Annotated in this window: 14 protein-coding genes; 10 read left to right on the plus strand and 4 right to left on the minus strand. The window is 67.7% G+C overall.

Annotated elements, in window-relative coordinates:
• Window positions 1-4 precede the first annotated feature (4 nt).
• The 3 genes from ACM14_RS07635 to ACM14_RS07645 form a co-directional block, all read right to left on the minus strand.
• On the minus strand, window positions 5-1,003 hold the full coding sequence (locus ACM14_RS07635; protein ID WP_065345783.1) for a phosphoglycerate mutase: 999 nt from the start codon (window positions 1,001-1,003) through the stop codon (window positions 5-7).
• Between the two features lie 66 nt (window positions 1,004-1,069).
• Window positions 1,070-2,395 (minus strand): sulfatase, encoded by a 1,326-nt coding sequence (locus ACM14_RS07640; protein WP_065345784.1) that lies wholly within the window; start codon window positions 2,393-2,395, stop codon window positions 1,070-1,072.
• A gap of 44 nt (window positions 2,396-2,439) precedes the next feature.
• The gene (locus ACM14_RS07645) at window positions 2,440-3,462 is read right to left on the minus strand and encodes a tripartite tricarboxylate transporter substrate binding protein (RefSeq protein ID WP_065345785.1); all 1,023 of its coding nucleotides are present in this window, start codon (window positions 3,460-3,462) and stop codon (window positions 2,440-2,442) included.
• A gap of 179 nt (window positions 3,463-3,641) precedes the next feature.
• Between ACM14_RS07645 and ACM14_RS07650 the strand changes: the two genes are divergently transcribed.
• The 3 genes from ACM14_RS07650 (at window position 3,642) to lolD (ending at window position 6,136) form a co-directional block, all read left to right on the plus strand.
• Window positions 3,642-4,112 carry a MarR family winged helix-turn-helix transcriptional regulator gene (locus ACM14_RS07650; protein WP_034396824.1) on the plus strand — a complete coding sequence of 157 codons (471 nt, stop codon included), beginning with the start codon at window positions 3,642-3,644 and terminating at the stop codon, window positions 4,110-4,112.
• Window positions 4,113-4,173: 61 nt separating this feature from the next.
• Window positions 4,174-5,427: a lipoprotein-releasing ABC transporter permease subunit gene (locus tag ACM14_RS07655; RefSeq protein WP_063328596.1), complete on the plus strand. Its 1,254-nt coding sequence runs from the start codon at window positions 4,174-4,176 to the stop codon at window positions 5,425-5,427.
• Complete coding sequence (gene lolD / locus ACM14_RS07660; protein ID WP_013800885.1) at window positions 5,420-6,136, plus strand: lipoprotein-releasing ABC transporter ATP-binding protein LolD; 717 nt, start codon at window positions 5,420-5,422, stop codon at window positions 6,134-6,136. Before ACM14_RS07655 ends, lolD begins: the two co-directional genes overlap by 8 nt.
• A gap of 21 nt (window positions 6,137-6,157) precedes the next feature.
• Here lolD and ACM14_RS07665 read toward each other — a convergent pair whose 3' ends face one another.
• A complete protein-coding gene (locus tag ACM14_RS07665; RefSeq protein WP_065345786.1) occupies window positions 6,158-7,624 on the minus strand; it encodes a methyl-accepting chemotaxis protein in 1,467 nt (488 codons plus the stop codon).
• Between the two features lie 214 nt (window positions 7,625-7,838).
• Here ACM14_RS07665 and ACM14_RS07670 point away from each other — a divergent pair, with 214 nt between their 5' ends.
• The 7 genes from ACM14_RS07670 to ACM14_RS07700 form a co-directional block, all read left to right on the plus strand.
• Window positions 7,839-8,660, plus strand: a complete 822-nt coding sequence (locus ACM14_RS07670; protein ID WP_065345787.1) for a TatD family hydrolase — start codon at window positions 7,839-7,841, stop codon at window positions 8,658-8,660.
• A gap of 75 nt (window positions 8,661-8,735) precedes the next feature.
• Window positions 8,736-9,281, plus strand: a complete 546-nt coding sequence (locus ACM14_RS07675; RefSeq protein ID WP_012207195.1) for a DNA-deoxyinosine glycosylase — start codon at window positions 8,736-8,738, stop codon at window positions 9,279-9,281.
• A gap of 20 nt (window positions 9,282-9,301) precedes the next feature.
• Entirely contained in the window at window positions 9,302-10,111 is an 810-nt protein-coding gene (locus ACM14_RS07680) for a spermidine synthase (protein WP_065345788.1), read from the plus strand.
• Window positions 10,112-10,181: 70 nt separating this feature from the next.
• Window positions 10,182-11,984: a GspE/PulE family protein gene (locus ACM14_RS07685; RefSeq protein WP_065345789.1), complete on the plus strand. Its 1,803-nt coding sequence runs from the start codon at window positions 10,182-10,184 to the stop codon at window positions 11,982-11,984.
• Between the two features lie 207 nt (window positions 11,985-12,191).
• Window positions 12,192-12,680 carry a tripartite tricarboxylate transporter TctB family protein gene (locus ACM14_RS07690; protein WP_013800891.1) on the plus strand — a complete coding sequence of 163 codons (489 nt, stop codon included), beginning with the start codon at window positions 12,192-12,194 and terminating at the stop codon, window positions 12,678-12,680.
• A 15-nt stretch (window positions 12,681-12,695) separates the two neighbouring features.
• On the plus strand, window positions 12,696-14,207 hold the full coding sequence (locus ACM14_RS07695; protein ID WP_012207191.1) for a tripartite tricarboxylate transporter permease: 1,512 nt from the start codon (window positions 12,696-12,698) through the stop codon (window positions 14,205-14,207).
• Window positions 14,208-14,360: 153 nt separating this feature from the next.
• Window positions 14,361-15,042 (plus strand): DUF3422 family protein (locus tag ACM14_RS07700; protein ID WP_139093388.1); only part of this gene is annotated, 682 nt, incomplete at its 3' end.

The following is a 15,042-nucleotide window of genomic DNA, read 5'->3' on the forward strand; positions in this document are numbered from 1 at the left end:
TGTGTCAGAGCATGTGGCCCAGGTCGGGCAGGGCGCGGGGGCCGAAAAGGCCCGTCAGCCTGTCCAGCCAGCGCGGCGGGCGGCTGCTCCATGCGATGGCATGGCGTTCGCCGCACAGCGTCAGCGTGAGCGGGTGGCCTGCGCGCACGCGCTCCAGCAGGCGGGCGATGAGCCCGGCGTCCAGCGCCTTCCAGGCCTCGCGCCACGCAGCGGGGTTGCCCTGCAGGGCTGCGGCGTGAAGGTCGTCCAGGCATTGCACGGCGGCTTTGGCGCCGGTGGCCGTGCCGGGCTGCAGGCGCCCGGCGCCGTGGACCCAGAAGGCGTTGATGGGCACCTGGCCGCGGGCGGCGCGGGCGTCGTTGAAGACATGGGTGTAGAGCAGCATCTGCACCTCGCTTTGCAGGCGGTGCAGGGCGCGCGCCTGCTGCGCATCGGGCAGCCAGGGCCGCACGTCGCGGCCGATGACGCGGTCCATGGAGGCCGTGGCCAGGTCATCGAACAGCGCACCGCGCGCCAGCCAGCGCTGCGGCTGCTGGTACTCCAGCACGATGCCGTCGTCAGCGAACCAGGGCGCCAGCAGGGCCAGCAGCTGGCGGGATTCCTCATCGCTGAGGGGGGTGGTGGCGGGATCGCTCTGGTGGACCTGGTCTGCGCCTATGTGCCAGTGGCAGGGCGTGACATAGGCGCAGGCCTGCGCCGTCTCACCGGCCTGCCAGGCGGCCCAGGCAATCAGGCCCGGCGCATCGGGCAGGCCCAGCGAGCGCGCCAGGGCGCGTTCGTGGGGGGGAGAAAAATCCATCTCCGTGCCGGTCTGTGCGGGCGCGGGCTGCATCAGCGCCAGCAGGGATTGGAGATGGGGCAGCTCCAGTCCGCCCCAGACGGCCGCGACGGCAGCGTCATCCGCTGCATCCGAGGACGGACCGCCGGCATAGGGAATGATCCATTCGGTCGTTTCCTCCAGCGGGGCTTGGGTGGAGGACACCAGGGGCGCGGTCAAAAGCATGGCCGCTATTGTCGGGCATGGGGTGCCGCAGTGCCGGCGCCTTCGTTTTTCCCCTTGGAGCGCGGTTCAGCGCTGGGGCATGTCGCGGGCCGAAGAGACCAGGCTGACCGTGGCGTCCTCGGGGATGGGCGGCATGCCCTGGTTCCAGTCTTCCCAGGCGCTGCGCATGGCGGCCAGACGCTCGGGCGCGCGCGCTGCCTGGTTGGCGCGCTCGCGCTCGTCGGCGGCAAGGTCGAACAGGTAGTCGATGCCGTCCACGCGCAGGTACTTCCAGTCGCCATCGCGCAGGGCACGTTGGCCGCGGTGCTTCATGCGCCAGTGCAGGGTGCGTGGGAATTCGGCATCTTCGGCCCGCAGCACGGGCAGCAGCGAGATGCCGTCCAGCGCATGGTCCTCTGGCGCCTGCACGCCGGCGGCATCCAGCACCGTGGCCGACCAGTCCATGCTCATGCAGTGCTGGGGGCTGCTGCGGCCCGGTGCGATCACGGCCGGCCAGTGCGCGATCCAGGGCACGCGTATGCCGCCCTCGGTCAGGTCCATCTTGCCGCCGACCAGGGGCCAGTTGTCGGAGAAGCGTTCGCCGCCGTTGTCGCTGGTGAAGACGATGAGGGTGTTGTCCAGCTGCCCGTTGGCGCGCAGCGCCTCGACGATCCAGCCTATGCCTTCGTCCATGTGGTGGATCATGCGGCGGTACTGGTGGATGTTGCCGCCGTCCAGGTGGGCAATGCCTGCGCCCAGCGCCTCGGCCGTGCTGCGGTCCTCGCGCGTTTCCCAGGGCCAGTGCGGCGCCGTGTAGTGCAGGCTCAGGAAGAAGGGCGCATCGCCTTGGGCCATGCGGTGGACGAAGTCCACGCTGCGCTGCGACAGCAGGTCGGTCAGGTAGCCCTCGTCATGGTGTTCCTCCTCGCCCACCCACAGGTCGTGCTGGCCCGAGCTGCTCAGGTGGGTGAAGTAGTCCACGCCGCCCGACATGGGGCCGAAATATTCCTCGTAGCCCGAGCGCAGCGGGCCGAAGTGCGGCGGGTAGCCCAGGTGCCATTTGCCGATCAGCGCCGTGCGGTAGCCCGCATCCCTGAGCATGGAGGCCACGGTGGGCATGTCCGGCGGCAGGCCCAGCTTCTCGCCCAGCGGCGTGCCGCGTGTCTTGCTGTTGATGGGCTCCTCGGCCGCACCGCGCAGGCGGTACTGGTAGCGCGCCGTGGCCAGGGCAAAGCGCGTGGGAGAGCACACGGGCGAGTTGGCATAGCCCTGGGTGAGCCTGAGGCCGCTGGCGGCCAGGCGGTCGAGCACGGGAGACACCGGGCCGAAGTCGGCCGCGCGGCCGCCGTAGCAGCCGAGGTCGGCATAGCCGAGGTCGTCGGCGACGATGAAGAGGATATTGGGACGGGACATGGAAATGCGCTCTGTGCAGGGTTGTGGGCGGGAAGCGGCGGCGCTCATTCCATCTTCATTCCGGTGGACTGGATCACGGTCCGGTAGCGGTCGGCCAGCGCCTGTATGCGTTCGGCGGCGGCCGGGCCGGTCAGGCCTTCGTAGAACAGGTCGTTGGCGCGCATGCGCTCGCGCAGGGCCGGATCCTTCATGGCCTTTTCCAGCGCGGACTGGATTCTTGCGACCAGGGGCTCGGGCGTGGCGGCAGGCACCCACAGGGCGAACAGCACTTCCTGCTCCAGGTCCTTGTGGCCCAGCTCGCCCACGGTGGGCACGCCGGGCACCAGCGGGTTGCGCTGGCGCGTGGTCACGGCCAGCGGCACGACCTTGCCGGCCGCCACCTGGCCCAGCATGGCCGAGGAGCTGATGATCCCGCCGTCCACCTCGCCCGCCAGCACGGCCGTGCTGGCCGGGGCGTTGCCCTTGTAGGGCACGTGGCTGACCTTGGCGCCCGTGGCATGGGTGAGGATGGCCGAGGCCAGGTGGCCCGGCGTGCCGTAGCCGGCCGAGCCCAGCGTCAGGCCGCTTCTCTTGCCCTGGGCGATGAACTGGTCCAGGGTTTTGAGGCCGGTGCGCGGGTTGACGGCCACCATCATTCCCTGCGAGGCAATCATCATCACGGGACGCAGGTCCGCGCCCTTGAACGGCATGCTCTTGTAGATGAAGGGATTGACGGTGAAGGTCGTGTCGATGCCGACCAGCAGCGTGTAGCCGTCGCCGGGCGCCTTGGCCGCGTTGTCGGTGCCGATGTTGCCGCCCGCGCCGGGCCGGTTGTCCACGACGAAGGGCTGTTTGAGTTCACGCTGCAGTACCTCGCCCAGGCTGCGCGCCAGGATGTCGGCGGCGCCAGCGGGTGCGAAGGCGACGACGATGCGCACGGGTTTGGCGGGCCAGGCCGCGGCATCGGCGGTCGCATCGGCCCGGGCGCCAGCGCCGGAGCCCAGGCCCAGCAGAAGGGCCAGGCCGGCCCGCAGCAGCGGGCTGCGCAAGGCATGGGTGGCATGGGTGGCTTGGAACAGGGAAAACATGGTGGCGAACTTTCTGCGCTGCGGGGGCGCCGGGCTTTGCGAGAATCCCCAGGCCGGCTCCGGACGGTGGCTCCCGTTGTCTCCTTTCCGGACGGGGCCACTGTAGAAGTCCCCGCAGCAATTGATCTAATCAACTGTTCCCCGTGAATACCCGTCCCGCTCCCACCTCCATCCAGCAGATGCTGCTGTTTCGCATCAACCGCTACTTCGGTGCAGCGGGCGGCGTGGCCATGCGCATGTGCGAGGCGCATTTCGGCATCACGCGCCGCGAGTGGGGCGTGATGGCCACGGTGGCTGCCAACGAGGGCCTGCTGTCGTCGGAGCTGGCCGAACGCGCGCAGCTGGACCGCGCACGCACCTCGCGCGCCCTCAGCGGGCTGGAGGAAAAGGGCTGGGTGCAGCGCAGCCCCATGCCCGGCGACCGCCGCCGCGTGGCCGTGTCGCTGACGGCCGAGGGGCGGCGCATGTATGGCCTGATCCTGCCGCGCATGGCCCAGATCCATCTGGACCTGGTGTCCGTGCTCAGCGACGAGGAACTCGCACAATTCGATACCTTGCTGGCCAGGCTGCAGCGCCATGCGCTGACGCTGGAGGCGGAGGGCCGCTACGACGCCCTGCCGCGTGTGGACCGCGGACGGCACCGGCGCTGACACGCCGACGGCAAAGCCTGCCGCCATGCAGGGCCTGTGGGCGATGACACAATGCATGCCCATGCAATTTCCCTACGAACTGGCCGTCGGCTGGCGCTACACCCGGGCGGGGCGTGCCACGCGCCGCAACGGCTTCATCTCGTTCATCTCCGGCGTCTCCATGCTGGGCATCGCCCTCGGTGTGGCGGCGCTGATCATCGTGCTCAGCGTGATGAACGGCTTCCAGAAGGAAGTGCGCGACCGCATGCTCAGCGTGGTCTCGCACATCGAGATCTTCGCGCCCCAGGGTGCGGCGCTGCCCGATCTGGAGCGCACCATGCGCGAGGCGCGCGCCAACCCCGACGTGCTGGGCGCTGCACCCTTCGTCGCGGCCCAGGCGCTGCTGGCGCGTGGCGAGGACATGAAGGGCACCCTGGTGCGCGGCATCGATCCGGCGCGAGAGGGCGAGGTCACCGATGTGGCCGCCACCAATGCCGAGGTGCTCAAGCGCCTGGTGCCCGGCGAATTCAACGTGGTGCTGGGCGTGGAGCTGGCGCGCTCGCTGGGCGTGCGCCAGGGCGACATGGTCACGCTGATCGCCCCGGGCGGCCAGGTCACGCCGGCCGGCGTGGTGCCGCGCCTCAAGCAGATGCATGTGGTCGGCACCTTCGACTCCGGCCACTACGAATACGACTCGGCCCTGGTGATGATGCATTACGAGGACGCGCAGCGCCTGTTCCGCCTGGAAGGGCCGACTGGCATCCGCCTGAAGCTCAAGGACCTGCACGAGGCGCCGCGCGTGGCCATGGAACTGGCCCACACCATCACCGACCGCCTGCTGATCCGCGACTGGACCCAGCAGAACCGCACCTGGTTCGCGGCCGTGCAGCTGGAAAAACGCATGATGTTCATCATCCTCACGCTCATCGTGGCCGTGGCTGCGTTCAACCTGGTGTCCACGCTGGTGATGACGGTGACCGACAAGCGCGCCGACATCGCCATCCTGCGCACGCTGGGCGCCTCGCCGTCCAGCATCATGGGCATCTTCATGGTGCAGGGCGCCATGGTGGGCGTCATCGGCACCTTCGCGGGCCTGCTGCTGGGCCTGGGCATCGCCTTCAACATCGATGTCATCGTGCCGGCCATCGAGCGCCTGCTGCACGCCAACTTCCTGCCCAAGGACATCTACCTGATCAGCAAGATGCCCAGCGATCCGCAGTACAGCGACATCATGCCCATCGCCGTGATCTCCCTGGTCCTGGCCTTTGTCGCCACCATCTATCCCAGCTGGCGCGCCAGCCGCGTGAACCCCGCCGAGGCGCTGCGCTATGAATGAAGTGAATGTGATGCCCGGTTTCGAAGTGTCCCAGCAGGGCGCCGTGGTCCTGGATGCGCGCGGCCTGACCAAGCGCTTTGCCGAAGGACGGCTCAACGTGCAGGTGCTGGCAGGTGTCGACCTGCAGGTGCGTGCGGGCGAGACGCTGGCCATTGTCGGCGCCTCGGGCTCGGGCAAGAGCACGCTGCTGCACCTGCTGGGCGGGCTGGACGCCCCCACCAGCGGCAGTGTCACCCTCAAGGGCGAGCCCCTGCATGAACTCAGCGCCCAGAAGCAGGGCGCGCTGCGCAACCGGCACCTGGGCTTCATCTACCAGTTCCACCATCTGCTGCCCGAATTCAGCGCCCAGGACAACGTGGCCATGCCGCTGCGCATACGCCGCGACGACAGGGCCGAGTGCATGGAGCGCGCCGCGCGCATGCTGGCGGCCGTGGGCCTGGGCGAACGCATGCTGCACCGTCCGGCCGAACTGTCGGGGGGCGAGCGCCAGCGCGTGGCCATTGCCCGTGCCCTGGTCACCCAGCCGGCCTGCGTGCTGGCCGACGAGCCCACCGGCAACCTGGACCGCAGCACGGCCGACACCGTGTTCCGCCTGATGCTGGAGCTGGCGCGCAGCCATGGCACGGCCTTCGTCATGGTCACCCACGATGAGCAGCTGGCGGCGCGCTGCGACCGCATGGTGCGCCTGGTGCAGGGCCAACTGGCCTGACCGGCAGGCCTGAGCCTGGCCTCAGGCCATGCGCAGCAAGGTGCCCGGCAGGCGCTGGGCGCCTACGGGAAGCACGGCCGCAGCCGGGGCCGACTTGATCTGCGGCGCAGCGGGAACGATGGATGCCGGCAGCGGCTTGCGCTGCGCCTGGTCCCTGGATGCATCCGCGACGGCCGCGCTCTGCGCCGTCAGGTCGGCCGTCACCTCGCGCAGGCGTGCCGACTGGGCCATGGACGCCTGCACCACATCGCCCATGATGGCCGTGACCTGGTGAGAGGAATCCACGATTTCCTGCATGGTGCCGCCGGCCTGGCGCACCTGATTGGCGCCCAGTGCCACCTGCTCCACCGAGGTGTGGATGAGTTGCTTGATTTCCTTGGCGGCGGCGGCGCTGTTCTGTGCCAGTGCCCGTACCTCGCCCGCCACCACGGCAAAGCCCCGGCCCTGCTCGCCTGCGCGGGCCGCCTCCACGGCAGCGTTGAGCGCGAGGATATTGGTCTGGAAGGCGATGCCGTCCATCACGCCGATGATGTCGCTGATCTTGCGCGAGCTGGCGCTGATGGACTCCATGGTGCCCATGACCTCGTGCACCGTGCGTCCGCCCTGCTCGGCCACCAGGCAGGCCTGGCGTGCCAGTTCGTTGGCCTGGCCTGCGTGCTCGGCGCTTTCGCTCAGGCCCTGCATGGCCTCGCCCAGGGTCTGCGCGGCCGTGAAGCGGCGCGTGATATCGCGGGCGTACTTGACCACCTTGAAGGGGCGGCCATCGGCATCGAGGATGGGGTTGTAGCTGGCCTCGATCCAGACCTGGCGGCCGTGCTTGCCGATGCGCAGGTACTGGCCCGCATCGTGCTGGCCGCTGGCCAGCTTGCGCCAGAACTGCGCATATTCGGGGCTGTGGCGCTCATGGGGCTGGACGAACATGCTGTGGTGCCGCCCCGTGACCTCATCCAGCGTGTAGCCCATGGCCTGCAGGAACAGGCGGTTGGCATGCAGGATGTTGCCCTGCAGGTCGAACTCGATGATGGCCTGCACCTTGGAGATGGCGGCCAGCTGGCCTTCGGCGTCGGCGTTGCGGCGCTGCTGCTCGGTGATGTCGGTGGCGTACTTCACCACCTTGAAGGGCCTGCCATGGCGATCGAAGATGGGGTTGTAGCTTGCCTGCAGCCAGACATCGCGCCCGTCCTTGGCAATGCGGCGGTAGCGCCCCGCGTCGTGGATGCCGCTGCCCAGGCGCTGCCAGAACGCGGTGTATTCAGGCGACTCGCTCATCTGGTGGTCCACGAACATGCGGTGGTGCTGGCCGATGACCTCGTCCTCCTCATAGCCCATGGTGTCCAGGAAGTTCTGGTTGGCGGCCAGCACATGGCCTTGCAGGTCGAACTCGATCACCGCCTGGGACTTGTGTATGGCGGCCAATTGCCCGTCAAGCTCCGCCTTGCGGCGTGCGCCACCGAGGTCCAGGATTCGACTCCATGCTGAGCGCTTCATGGGAATTCCTCTCTCCAAAGCATGCCGGCCGGTGATGCGGGAGCCCGATGCGGGGTGTAAGTGTTACTTTATGTATTTTTATGGAGGCGCAAGCCATTCGTGTATTGATTTTGTCAAACGGAGCCGACTCGCAATAAGCCAAGGGTTTGCCCTTGCTCCGGGCATCGTCTGCCCCTTGGACGGGCGCCGCCCGGGCCGGTGGCATGATGCGGCCATGCCCGCCTGGATAGACACCCATTGCCACCTCGATGCCCCTGAATTCGATGCCGACCGCGATGCCGTGCGCGCGCAGGCGGCAGAGACAGGCGTTGCACATCTGGTGATACCGGCCGTGGCGCGCGAGCACTGGGACACGGTGGTGGCGCTGGCGCGGCGCCATGGCGACAGCTATGCGCTGGGCATCCATCCGCTGTACACGCCCAATGCCCGCGAGCAGGACATTGCCGCATTGCGCGAGACGCTGGCGCGGTTGCGCGGCGATGCGCAACTGGTGGCCGTGGGCGAGATCGGCCTGGACTTCTTCGTGCCCGGGCTGGATGCGGAGCGGCAAATCTGGTTCTACGAGCAGCAGATCGCGCTGGCGCGCGAGTTCGACCTGCCCGTCATCCTGCATGTGCGCAAATCCAGCGACCGGCTGCTCAAGACCCTGCGCGCGCGGCCTGTGGCGGGCGGCATTGCCCATGCCTTCAACGGCAGCGTGCAGCAGGCCCAGGCCTTCATCGACCTGGGCTTCAAGCTGGGCTTTGGCGGGGCCGTGACCTATGACCGGGCGCTCAAGCTGCGCGAACTGGCAGCCGCCCTGCCGCTGGATGCGCTGGTGCTGGAAACCGATGCCCCCGACATTCCGCCGCACTGGCTCTACACCACGGCCGGGCAGCGTGCCCAGGGCCAGGCCCAGGGCCGCAACACGCCGGCCGAGCTGGCACGCATTGCGGACGTGATTGCGCAGTTGCGCGGCATCACGCCCCAGGCCCTGGCCGAGGCCACGGGCCGCAACGCGCGTGCCGCGCTGCGAGGCCTGCCCGCCATGGCCTGAACCAGGCTTGCGCGGAACCTGAACCTGAGCGGTCTTGCCGTCCGCTGCCAGCAGCCCGGCGACCGCTGGGCGACAATGCCGGCCATGTCCTTGACCGTTCCCGACCTGCCGCCCCCCGGCGCCCCGCGCTGGCAGGGCCTGGCGCCGGTGGCCGATGCGCGGACCCGGGCCCTGGTGCTGGGCAGCTTTCCGGGCCTGCGATCGCTGCAATTGCAGCAGTACTATGCCCATCCGCAAAACCAGTTCTGGCCCTTGCTCCAGGCCCTGTGGCCCGGGCATCCGCAGCCCGGCCGCGACGACTATGCGGGCCGCTGCGAATGGCTGCTGGCCCGCGGCCTGGGCCTGTGGGACGTGTATGCCAGCTGCGAGCGCGAAGGCAGCCTGGACAGCGCCATCCGCGCGGCCGAGGTGAATGATTTCGTGGCGCTGCGCACGCATTGCCCGCAGCTGGCGCTGGCCCTGCACAACGGTGGCGAGAGCTACAAGCACGCCGGCCGCACGCAGGCGCTGGGCCTGGCCGCCGTGAAGCTGCCATCGACCAGCCCGGCCAACGCGAGCTGGAGTTTCGCGCGCAAGGTCCAGGCCTGGCGCGAGGCGCTGGCTGCCCATCAATTGCTCTGATTTTTTTGACTGTTCCCGACGTGATACGCAAGACCCGCGGCGCCGCCAAGGCAGCCCCATCCTCTTCCTCCAGCGCCACCACCGCCGCAGACATCGAGCTGCCCGAAGTCAGCGTCTCCGACGATGGCGATGTGCGCCACCTGCACCTGGGCACGCCCTGGATCCAGGGCTCCATGCGCATACGAGAGCCGTTCGAGATCGAGCTCGAATACGTGCAGCGCATGATGGGCTGGCTGCTGTTCATGGAGCCCGCCAGCGTGGCCGGCCGCCATGCCATGCAGCTGGGCCTGGGCGCGGCCGCCATCACCAAGTTCTGCCACAAGAAGCTGCGCATGCGCACCACGGCCATCGAGCTGAACCCGCAGGTGCTGGCCGTGTGCCGCAGCTGGTTCAAGCTGCCGCCCGACAGCGACACGCTGCGCGTGGTGCTGGCCGATGCGGCCCAGGAAATCCGCAAGAGCCAGTGGTTGGGCACGGTCGATGCGCTGGCCGTTGATCTCTATGACCACGATGCGGCCGCGCCCGTGCTGGACAGCGCCGAGTTCTATGCCGACTGCCGCAATCTGCTGACCGAGGACGGCATCATGACCGTCAACCTGTTCGGCCGCACCTCCAGCTACGAGCGCAGCCTGGCGCGCATGGCCGAAGCCTTTGGCGAAGAGGCCATGTGGGCCTTCCGCCCCACGCGCGAGGGCAACACCGTGGTGCTGGCCCAGCGCACGCCGCGCGCTCTCGACCCCGCCGCGCTGCAGGCTGCCAGCGCCCAGGTGCAGGCCCGCTGGGACCTGCCCACGACGCGCTGGCCCAAGATCTTCGTGCGGCCCTGGTAGAGCGGCGCTGGCCGGGCAGGGCGGCCGGCAGGCTTACCATAGGGCGCAGTTCAGCTTCCGGCCCAACGCCATGTCCGATCCGACCTCCACCACGCAGCCCAAACCCGCCGTTGTTCCAAGCAATCCTTCGGGGCCCCTGGACTGGCGCAGGCTGGTGCAGTGGCTGCTGGCCGATGGCGTGATCACGGCCGAAGAGGCCCAGCGCACCGTGGCGCGCTGCTCGCAGGCCGAGAGCACCCAGCACCCGCTGGTCCGGCTGGCCAACGTGGGCGTGGCCCGCGCCGGTGACGGGCGCGCGCTGGACATCGAGGAGCTGACCCAGTACCTGGCAACCCGCAGCGGCATGGCCTACCTGCGCATCGACCCGCTGCGCGTGGATGCGGGCCGCGTCGGCGAAATCATGAGCGCCAGCTATGCCGAGCGCCACAAGGTGCTGCCTGTGCAGGTATCGCCGCAGGAAGTGGTGGTGGCCACGGCCGAGCCCTTCATCGACGACTGGGTGGCCGAGGTCGAGCGCCAGGCGCGCCGCAAGGTGCGCCGCGTGCTGGCCAGTCCGCTGGACCTCAAGCGCTACACGGGCGAATTCTTTGCGCTGGCCAAATCGGTGCGCGCAGCCGAGAAGGCGGGCGGCGCAGCCAGCGCGGCCAGCTTCGAGCAACTGGTGGAGCTGGGCAACAGCAGCAAGCAGCTCGACGCCAACGACCAGGGCGTGGTGCGCGTGGTGGACTGGCTGTGGCAATACGCCTTCGACCAGCGCGCCAGCGACATCCACATGGAGCCCCGGCGCGAGCAGGGCGTGATCCGTTTTCGCATCGACGGCGTGCTCCACCCGGTCTACCAGGTGCCCATGGGCGTGCTCAATGCCATGGTCTCGCGCGTGAAGCTGCTGGGGCGCATGGACGTGGTGGAAAAGCGCCGCCCGCAGGATGGCCGCATCAAGACCCGCAACCCGCGCGGTGACGAGGTGGAAATGCGCCTGTCCACGCTGCCCACGGCCTTTGGCGAGAAGCTGGTGATGCGGATCTTCGATCCCGACAACACGGTCAAGGACCTGGATGCACTGGGCTTCACCAGCCATGACGCCCAGCGCTGGAACGAGCTGGTGCGCCGCCCGCACGGCATCATCCTCGTGACCGGGCCCACGGGCTCGGGCAAGACCACCACGCTGTACTCCACGCTCAAGCGGGTGGCCACGGAGGCGGTCAATGTCAGCACCGTGGAAGACCCGATCGAAATGATCGAGCCCAGCTTCAACCAGACCCAGGTGCAGCCTCAGCTGGACTTCGGCTTCACCGAGGGACTGCGCTCGCTGATGCGCCAGGACCCGGACATCATCATGGTGGGCGAAATCCGCGACCTGGCCACCGCCGAAATGGCCGTGCAGGCCGCGCTGACCGGCCACCTGGTGTTCTCCACGCTGCACACCAACGATGCGCCCAGCGCCGTGAGCCGGCTGATGGAGCTGGGCGTGCCGCCCTACCTGATCAATGCCACGCTGCTCGGTGTGCTGGCCCAGCGCCTGGTGCGCACGCTGTGCCCGCAGTGCAAGCAGCGCGACGAGGAGACCTCGGCCGCCACGCTGGCCGAGGCCGTGCGGCCCTGGAAACTGTCAGGCAGCTACCAGCCCTACAAGCCAGTGGGCTGCGTGGAGTGCCGCATGACGGGCTTTCGCGGGCGCATGGGCCTGTACGAGCTGCTGACCGTGAGCGAGGCGCTCAAGCAGCAGGTCCACACCTCGCCTTCCATGGATGCGCTGCGCCGCCAGGCCGTGCAGGACGGCATGCGCCCGCTGCGCCTGGCAGGTGCCCTGCGCGTGGCCGAAGGCGTGACCACGCTGGACGAGGTCATGGCCAGCACGCCCTTGCTGGGATGACGGGCAGTCGATTGGTGGGTTGGAGCGTGAGTGCCTGCTCTGGCGCAGGCCTTTGCCACGGATGGATCGGGTGCCCCCTGCTGGCACCCTTTTTCATTCATGCGGGTAGGACATGAGGGTATGCCCTTTGTAGGTGGAATCCACATCCAGACACAGTTTTTCTGAACGCAAAATCGCCGGGTCGTGATTCCGTAAGGAGACATTCTCGTGAAAATCAAGAGTCAGAAAGACTTTTTTTCGGGCGTGATGTTTTTGGTTATCGGCCTCGCTTTTGCGATCGGCGCTACCAACTACACCGTCGGCACCGGTGCCCGCATGGGCCCGGGCTACTTCCCGCTGATCCTGGGGGTGCTGATGTCCATTCTGGGCACGGCCATCTGCTTCACCGGCCTGACCAAGGGTCCTTCGGGCGGTGACAAGATCGGCAAGTGGGCGTGGAAGCAAGTGTTCTTCGTCCTGGCTGCGAACTTCGCGTTCGGCGTACTGCTGGTCGGCGTTCCCAATCTGGGCATTCCCCAGTTCGGTCTGATCGTCGCCATCTACGCGCTGGTGTTCATCGCCAGCCTGGGCGGTCATAGCTTCAAGTTCAAGGAAGTGGCAATTCTGTCCACCGTCCTTGCTGTGGGCAGCTATGTGGCCTTCGTGTGGGCACTGAATCTTCAGTTCCCCGTCTGGCCCAGCTTCATCACCGGTTAAGCAGGAGCATCGTCCGTGGAACTTTTTCAGAACCTGGCGACCGGCTTCGGCGTCGCCTTCACTTTCCAGAACCTGATCTACTGCTTCGTCGGCTGTCTGCTCGGTACGCTCATCGGCGTGCTTCCAGGCATCGGCCCCGTGGCAACGATCGCCATGCTGCTGCCAGCGACCTACGCCCTGCCTCCGGTGGCGGCGCTGATCATGCTGGCCGGTATCTACTACGGTGCGCAGTACGGTGGCTCGACCACCGCCATTTTGGTGAACCTGCCTGGTGAATCCTCGTCCGTGGTGACCGTGATCGACGGCTACCAGATGGCAAGAAAGGGGCGAGCGGGACCCGCTCTCGCTGCCGCAGGCATAGGCTCGTTCTTCGCAGGTTGCGTGGGCACCGTGATCCTGGCCGCCTTCGCGCCTCCGCTGACGGAAGTCGCCTTCAAGTTCGGCCCTGCCGAGTACTTCTCGCTGATGACCCTGGGCCTGATCGGCGCCGTGGTGCTGGCTTCGGGCTCGCTGCTCAAGGCCATTGCCATGATCGTGCTGGGCCTGCTGCTGGGCATGGTCGGCACCGACGTGAACTCCGGCGTTGCCCGCTACAGCTTCGACATTCCCGAGCTGACCGACGGTATCGACTTCGTCGTGATCGCCATGGGTGTGTTCGGCTACGGCGAAATCATTGCCAACCTGTCCAAGCCTGAAGACGAGCGCGAAGTGTTCGCCGCCAAGGTGACGGGCCTGATGCCCACGAAGGAAGACTTCAAGCACATGATTCCGGCCATGCTGCGCGGCACGGCCCTGGGTTCTGCCCTGGGTATCCTGCCCGGTGGCGGTGCCATGCTGTCGGCCTTTGCTGCCTACACGATCGAGAAGAAGACCAAGCTCAAGCCGGGCGAAGTCCCCTTCGGTCAAGGCAACATCCGCGGCGTGTGCGCTCCCGAGTCGGCCAACAACGCCGGTTCGCAGACCTCCTTCATTCCGCTGCTGACGCTGGGCATTCCGCCCAACGCCGTGATGGCGCTGATGGTGGGCGCGATGACCATCCACAACATCCAGCCGGGCCCGCAGGTGATGACCAGCAACCCCGAGCTGTTCTGGGGCCTGATCGCCTCGATGTGGATCGGCAACCTGATGCTGATCGTGCTGAACCTGCCGCTGATCGGCATCTGGATCAAGCTGCTGACCGTGCCCTACCGCTGGCTGTTCCCGTCCATCGTGCTGTTCTGCGCGATCGGCGTGTACGGTACCAACAACAACACCTGGGACGTGTGGATGGTGGGTATCTTCGGCTTCGTGGGCTATGTGTTCCACAAGCTGGGCACCGAACCGGCTCCCTTGCTGCTGGGCTTCATCCTGGGTCCGATGATGGAAGAGAACCTGCGCCGGGCGCTGCTGCTGTCGCGTGGCGACTGGAGCGTGTTCGTGACCCGTCCGATCTCGGCCGGCCTGCTGCTCGCCGCCGTGGTGCTGCTGGTGGTGGTGCTGATGCCTGCAGTGAAGAACAAGCGCGAAGAAGCATTCGTAGAGGATTGATCGCCTCAGCGTTGCAACCATGTTGCTTGACGGCCCTTCGGGGCCGTTTTTTTTTGGTCAGCAAGCGATGCCGGTGGAAAGCTGTTGATCCCGGATGCCTGGGAGCCGACGCGCCCGTGACTGCACAATAGCGCGCAGTCTTTCGAGGTCACGATGTCCCCACTACTGTCATCCCAGCACCCGCAGCGCGTGCTGCTGCACAACGAGATCCACGCCCGCCCGGCCGAGGAGATGCAGGCGCCGCTGGCCATCACCCATGTGGTGATGCTCACCGATGCGGCCCAGCGCGAGGCCAGCCGCGCCCATGTGGCCACCCTGCTGCGCAACCACCACCTGCCGCCGCCCGATGCGGCGACCACCCATGTGCTGATCGACCTGGGCGCCTTCCACCTGCGCTGGGAACTGCACACGGAGTTCGTCTGCTGGACCTTTAGCAAGCCCATGTCGCAGGCCGGCATGGACGATGTGCGCGAGCCCGAAGCCGCCATCGACTACGTGCCGCGCGACTGGCTGGCGGCCTTGCCCGGCCAGTGCCTGAGCGGCCTGCACCTGTGGGCCTTGCAGGAGCAGGCGGTCAATGAGCCGCATCTGGTGCGCCACCTGCTGCAGGAAGACACGCTGGTGGGTGCGCGCGTGGCCGGCGATGCGGGCAAGGTCTACACCGACTTCGCCATCCATGCCGATGGCTTCTCGCGCATGCTGCTGCTGGCCGGCGAGTCATTGTCGCCACGCCGCCTGGGGCGGCTGGTGCAGCGGCTGCTGGAGATCGAGACCTACCGCATGGCGGCCCTGCTGGGCCTGCCGTCAGCATTCCAGGCCGTAGCGCTGGTGATGT

It is taken from the genome of Delftia sp. JD2 (assembly GCF_001682645.1).
Classification (GTDB): Bacteria; Pseudomonadota; Gammaproteobacteria; order Burkholderiales; family Burkholderiaceae_C; genus Comamonas; species Comamonas acidovorans.

Excerpts from the sequence above, each read along its gene's own strand:
- ACM14_RS07655 (WP_063328596.1), top strand. The coding sequence starts at position 4,174 with ATGCAATTTCCCTACGAACTGGCCGTCGGCTGGCGCTACACCCGGGCG.
- ACM14_RS07670 (WP_065345787.1), top strand. The coding sequence starts at position 7,839 with ATGCCCGCCTGGATAGACACCCATTGCCACCTCGATGCCCCTGAATTC.
- ACM14_RS07665 (WP_065345786.1), bottom strand. The coding sequence starts at position 7,624 with ATGAAGCGCTCAGCATGGAGTCGAATCCTGGACCTCGGTGGCGCACGC.
- ACM14_RS07650 (WP_034396824.1), top strand. The coding sequence starts at position 3,642 with ATGCTGCTGTTTCGCATCAACCGCTACTTCGGTGCAGCGGGCGGCGTG.
- lolD (WP_013800885.1), top strand. The coding sequence starts at position 5,420 with ATGAATGAAGTGAATGTGATGCCCGGTTTCGAAGTGTCCCAGCAGGGC.
- ACM14_RS07635 (WP_065345783.1), bottom strand. The coding sequence starts at position 1,003 with ATGCTTTTGACCGCGCCCCTGGTGTCCTCCACCCAAGCCCCGCTGGAG.
- ACM14_RS07645 (WP_065345785.1), bottom strand. The coding sequence starts at position 3,462 with ATGTTTTCCCTGTTCCAAGCCACCCATGCCACCCATGCCTTGCGCAGC.
- ACM14_RS07640 (WP_065345784.1), bottom strand. The coding sequence starts at position 2,395 with ATGTCCCGTCCCAATATCCTCTTCATCGTCGCCGACGACCTCGGCTAT.
- ACM14_RS07685 (WP_065345789.1), top strand. The coding sequence starts at position 10,182 with ATGTCCGATCCGACCTCCACCACGCAGCCCAAACCCGCCGTTGTTCCA.
- ACM14_RS07675 (WP_012207195.1), top strand. The coding sequence starts at position 8,736 with ATGCCGGCCATGTCCTTGACCGTTCCCGACCTGCCGCCCCCCGGCGCC.